This window comes from Solidesulfovibrio sp. (genome assembly GCF_029978005.1).
Lineage (GTDB): Bacteria > Desulfobacterota > Desulfovibrionia > Desulfovibrionales > Desulfovibrionaceae > Solidesulfovibrio.
This window is the reverse complement of sequence record NZ_JARKOZ010000007.1, coordinates 1-5,827: the sequence shown is the minus strand read 5'-3', so window position 1 is coordinate 5,827 and position 5,827 is coordinate 1. Positions and strand designations below refer to the sequence as shown.

The window sequence follows — 5,827 nt, the reverse complement described above, 5'->3', positions numbered from 1 at the left end:
CTGGGCGGATTGCGCCATGGCGTCGGCCGTTTCCGAGGCGATGCGGCTGATGGACTCGATGGAGCGGCCGATCTCCTCCGAGGTGGAGGACTGCTGCTCGGCCGCCGTGGCGATGGCCCGGACCTGGTCCCCGGCCGTCTCCACCACGGAGACGATGCCGGTGAGCGCGCCGCCCGAGCGTTCGGCCAGGTTCGTGGCCGCGTCCACGGCCGCGGCCGCCTCGTCCATCATGCGCTCGGTGGCGGCCGTGCCGTTCTGGATGCCGGTGATGGCCTCGCCTACTTCCTTGGTGGCCAGCATGGTCTTTTCGGCCAGCTTTCTGACCTCGTCGGCGACCACGGCGAAGCCGCGCCCGGCCTCGCCGGCCCGGGCCGCCTCGATGGCGGCGTTGAGCGCCAAAAGATTCGTCTGGTCGGCGATGTCGTTGATCACGCCGATGACCGCGCCGATGCCTTGGGCCTGCCGCCCCAGGTCCCGCATGTTGTCCTTGAGCCGGGCCGAGGCCTGGCGCACGCCGCCCACGGCCGAAACGACCTGGACCACCAGGTCCGCGCCCTCCCGGGCGCGGTCCCCGGCCTCCTGTGCTCCCTGGGCGGTGTCCCCGGCGTTTCGGGCCACTTCGAGGATGGTGGCGTTCATCTCCTCCACGGCCGTGACCGTGTCCTGGACGCGGTTGTTCTGCTCCTTTGCCCCCTGGCTCGACTGCTCGATCTGGGCCGAGAGCTCTTCCGAGGCGGCGGCCATGCGGTCGGCCAGGGCCAGGGCCTTGGCGGCGGTGGCGGCGATGACGGTGTTCTGTTCCTCGATGCAGCACTTCTGGTCATGGATCTCGGTCAGGTCCAGCCAGAAGGAGATGGAGCCGAGCAGCGCGCCGTCGAGGTCGTAGAACGGTGTCGTGCGGATGCCGACGCGCAGCTTCCGGCCCGAGGGGGTGAGGTAGTCGATTTCCTTCTCCAACGGGCGGCGTTCCTTGATGGCCCGGTCGGACAGGGTCTCGGAGCCGGCGTCGTTGTTGTAGAATTCTCCGGAGCGCAGGCCCAGGTAGGACTCGCGCGGGGCGGTCTTCTCCAGCAGCCGGCAGACGTGGTCGTTGACCCAGACCATGTTGCAATCCGGGCCCACGATGCCGCAGGGGGAGGGGATGCCGTTGAGCACGCCCTGGGCGAAGCCGAGTTTGGCCTTGAGTTCGCCCACCATGCGGCGGAGGTTGTCGGCGAAGGTGGCCAGCTCGGCCCGGAAGGAGCCTTCCAGCTTCGCGCCGAGGTCGCCGTCGGCCACGCGCTTGGCGAAGGTCTCCATGGCCAGGAGCGGCCGCAGCACCAGCCGGCGGGAGAGCAGGGTAATGACGCACACCACGGCCGCGGCCACGGCCAGGCCGATGCCGGCGAGCACAAGGCGCTGCTGCCGGGCGACGGCGGTCATCTCCTCGGTGTAGAAGGACATGCACACCAGCCAGCCCGTGGCCGGAACGCGGGTGACGGCCATGACCTTGGCCTCGCCCTTCCAGTCGTAGGCGAAGGTGCCGTCGCCCTTGGCCAGAGCCTTCTGGACGAAGGATTCCTTGGAGATGTCCGTGAGCATGAGGCTCTTGTCCCCGCCGTGGGCGATGACCTTGCCCCGGCTGTCGAGCATGAAGGCGTAGCCTCGCCGGCCGAACTTGACGATGTCGACGGTGTGGGAGGCGAAGTCGCTGAGAAGCGGGCTTGCCGCCACGCCGCCGAGGATCTTGCCGTCCGGGCCGCGCATGGCCTTGGCCACCACGTAGATGAGCGCGTCGCCGGAGGTGGCTTTCATGACGGACTTGCTGAACACGAGGTCCTTTCCGTCGAGCACGGCCTGGACGTAGTCCCGGCCGGCCCGGTCGCCGCCGGTCAGGTCCTGGCCGTCGGCGTTGACGCCGGCGATGATCCGGCCCTTGGCGTCGAAGAGGAAGAAGGAAAAGTAGTCCTTGAACCCCTGGACGTAGTTCTTGAGCCGTTCCTGGGCCCGGGCCGGGGAGCCGGCGAAGGCCTCCTTGATGGCGTCCTGGGAGGCCAGGGAATCCACGACCTGGGAGGTGTTGCGCAAGTAGTTCGACACGGCGTCGCCGGTCTGCGCGGCGGACTGGGCCAGGGCCTCCACGCGCAGTTCCTCGGCCATGTCCATGGACGAACGGGAAACGTAGGTCACCAACACGGCGATGCCGGCCAGAACGGAAACGGTGACGGATAGGGCCAGGATGGCGTTGATGCCGGCGTGACGCATGAAAGACTCCTTTTCGGGCATGGCCCGGCGCGCTTGGCCGGCACGCGACGACGGGCCGACCGCCGCGACGGCGGCGGTCGGAACAGGGGCTGGCTGGCATCGGATGCGATGAACGGGAAATTGATTCCGTGATTTCGCCGCCGGCCGGGATGTCTCCTGGCCGGGGAAAAGCGGCATGACATCGCTACAACGTCAACCGGCCTGCCGTCTTTGCCTCTGGCAGGCGCGTCCTCGATGGTGAACGTCACGATTCCATATTGTGAAAAAAAGCGAAAAGCAAGATCCAAGGGCCAAGGCGCCCGGACGGACAAGGCCGTCGGCCATGCCCGGCCGGGGCGCGGACGGCGTCGACGGCAAGGAAAGGCGGGCGGCTTCGCTCCTGGCGAAACCGCCCGCGACGCGGTCGGGACATGAGGGTGCCGAATGGGGTTCGCGCAAAGGCGCCCCTTGCGGAGAAGGGCGTCAGGCCGAAAGGGCCGCCTGGCCGCCGCCGCGGATTTCGGCCACCAGGGCGCTCAGGCTCTGGGCCAGTTCGGCCAGCTCGGCCACGGCCCTGGCGGACTGGGCCATGGCGTCGGCCGTCTCCGAGGCGATGCGGCTGATGGACTCGACCGAGCGGTTGATCTCTTCCGAAGTGGCGGACTGCTGCTCGGCCGCCGTGGCGATGGCCCGGACCTGGTCCCCGGCCGTCTCCACCACGGAAACGATGCCGGTCAGGGACTCGCCCGAGCGTTCGGCCAGGCTCGTGGCCGCGTCCACGGCCGCGGCCGCCTCGTCCACCATGCGCTCGGTCTCCGTCGTGCCGCGCTGGATGCCGGTGATGGCCTCGCCCACCTCCTTGGTGGCGTGCATGGTCTTTTCGGCGAGCTTTCGCACCTCGTCGGCGACCACGGCGAAGCCGCGTCCGGCCTCGCCGGCCCGGGCCGCCTCGATGGCGGCGTTGAGCGCCAACAGGTTGGTCTGGTCGGCGATGTCCGAGATGACGCCGAGCACCGCGCCGATGCCCTGGGCCTGCTGGCCCAGTCCCCGCATGTTCTCCTTGAGCCGGGCCGAGGCGTCGCGCACGCCGCCCACGGCCGCAACGACCCGGACCACCAGGTCGGCGCCCTCGCGGGCCCTGGTCCCGGCCTCCTGGGCGTTTTTGGCGGTCTCTCCGGCGTTTCTGGCCACTTCCAGGATGGTGGCGTTCATCTCCTCCACGGCCGTGACCGTCTCCTGGACCCGGCCGTCCTGCTCCTGGGCTCCCCCGTTGGCCTGGTCGATGCGCTCGGACAGCTCCCGGGAGGCGGCGGCCATGCGCTCGGAGGTGGCCGAGGCCTTGGAGGCGGCGTCGGCGATCAGGGCGTTTTGCGCTTCGATGCGGTTTTTCTGGGCGATGATGCCGGTGAGGTCGTTCCAGAAGACCAGACAGCCGAGGAGTTCCCCGTCCATGTCGTAAAAGGGCGTGGCGTCCACGTGCAGGTGCAGGGTCTTGCCGCTTTTCGTCACGAAATCGATGTCGCTGGACACGTTTCGCCGGGTGGCGATGGTCTTGTGCGAAAGGGTCTCCCGGTTGGGGTCGCCGTAGAAGATCTGGCCCGCGGACTGCCCCTTGGCGGATTCCGGCGTGGCCTCGAGCTCCAGCAGGTCGAGTACCTGGCGGTTGATCCACAGGATGCGGCTGTCCGGGCCGACCACGGCGCAAGGCGCGGGAATGCCGGCCAGCACGCCCTGGGCGAAGCCGAGCCGGGTCTTGAGCTCGCCGACCATGCGCCGCAGGTTGTCGGCCAGGGTGGCCAGCTCGAAGCGGAACCTGCCGGAAAGCACGGCTTGGAGGTCGCCCGAGGACACCTTGGCCGTGTAGGCCTCCACCAGGGAGAGGGGGCGCAGCACGAAGCTGCGGTTGGCCAGGGCGATGCCGGCCACGGCCAGCACCAGGGCCAGGCCGCCGATCGAGAAGACCACGACGCGCTGCTTCCCGGCCAGGGCCGTCATCTCGGATTCGTAGGCGGTCATGCACACGATCCAGCCCGTGGTCGGCACCTGGGCCAGGGCCATGTACTTGCGCTCGCCCTGCCAGTCGTAGGACATGGCGCCCTCCTTGAGGGCCAGGGCCTTCTTGATGAAGTCCATGTCCGCCACGCTCTTGAGCAGGAGGCTCTTGTCCGTGCCGTGGGCGATGACCATGCCCGAGGCGTCGAGCATGAAGGCGTAGCCGCGCTCGCCGAAGCGCAGGGGGTCGATGAAGTCCTTGGTGTAGACGTTCCATTTGGGGCACACGGCCACGCCGCCGAGCAGCTTGCCCGAGGCGTCGCGCACGGCCTGGGCCACCACGAAGATGAGGGTGTCGCCGCTGCGGGCGGACAGGATCTTGTCCGTGAAGACCATGTTCTTGCCGGCCAGCACGCCCTTGACGTAGTCCCGGTCGGCCCGGCTGCCGCCGCGCATGTCTTCCATCTTCGCGTTGTAGCCGGCCACGATCTTGCCGGTCAGGTCGAAGGCGAAGATGGCCCAGTACTGCTTGTAGCTCTCGATGTAGTTGCGAAACCGGGAGTCCAGGCGCTGCGTGTCCCCGGAAAGGCCGGCCACCACCGCGTCCTGGGTGGACAGGGCCCGGGCCACGTCGGCCGCGTCGTCGAGGTAGAGCTCCAGGGTCTTGCCCGATCCCCGCGCCAGTTGCAGCAGGGAGGACTCCTGGAGGCTCGCCGCCATCTCGTAGGAGGATTTCGAGACGTAGACGACCAGCACCAGGACGGCGACGAGAACCAACGCCGCGACGAACAGCGTAAGCACGGTGTTGACGCTGGCCTTTTTCATGGAATCCTCCCGGAAGTTGCGGTGAAGCTCGAAAACGTCGGGCCGGACGTGGGGAACGCCGGTCGATTCCTCCGAAAGATTATCGTTATGATGATTATTATGATTAACTATTGTATAATATGCATGGGGTTCCGTGCAACGAAAATCAACGTGTCTCTTCGTGGGGACGCGCAGGCCGGCAAAAGGGGGGATGGCCGCGCCGAGAATGGAAACGGCCGCGAACCCCGGATGCGGAGCTCGCGGCCGTCATGTTGCCGGACGATGCCCGGGGGCGTCGAAAGGCGCGGCGCTAGGCGGCGATGGCCGCCTGTCCGCCGCCCTGGATCTCGGCCACCAGCGCCGTCAGGTCCTGGGCCAGCTCGGCCAGCTCGGTCACGGCCTGGGCGGATTGCGCCATGGCATCGGCCGTTTCCGAGGCGATGCGGCTGATGGACTCGACCGAGCGGTTGATCTCTTCCGAAGTGGCGGACTGCTGCTCGGCCGCCGTGGCGATGGCCCGGACCTGGTCTCCGGCCGCCTCCACCACGGAAACGATCTCGCTCAGGGCCGTTCCGGAGCGTTCGGCCAGTTCGGTGGCCGTGTCCACGGCCGCGGCGGCCTCGTCCATCATGCGCTCGGTGGCGGCCGTGCCGTGCTGGATGCCGGAGATGGCCTCGCCCACCTCCTTGGTGGCGTGCATGGTCTTTTCGGCGAGCTTTCGCACCTCGTCGGCGACCACGGCGAAGCCGCGCCCGGCCTCGCCGGCCCGGGCCGCCTCGATGGCGGCGTTAAGGGCCAGGAGATTCGT

3 protein-coding genes are annotated in these 5,827 nt (G+C 68.4%); all 3 read right to left on the bottom strand.

Features of this window, described 5'->3' with window-relative positions; all coding sequences use genetic code 11:
* A partial coding sequence (locus tag Q1K70_RS00975) for a methyl-accepting chemotaxis protein (RefSeq protein ID WP_300154483.1) occupies window positions 1-2,244 on the bottom strand: 2,244 nt, incomplete at its 3' end.
* Between the two features lie 462 nt (window positions 2,245-2,706).
* The gene (locus Q1K70_RS00970; RefSeq protein WP_300154480.1) at window positions 2,707-5,040 is read right to left on the bottom strand and encodes a methyl-accepting chemotaxis protein; all 2,334 of its coding nucleotides are present in this window, start codon (window positions 5,038-5,040) and stop codon (window positions 2,707-2,709) included.
* A gap of 289 nt (window positions 5,041-5,329) precedes the next feature.
* A partial coding sequence (locus Q1K70_RS00965) for a methyl-accepting chemotaxis protein (RefSeq protein ID WP_300154479.1) occupies window positions 5,330-5,827 on the bottom strand: 498 nt, incomplete at its 5' end.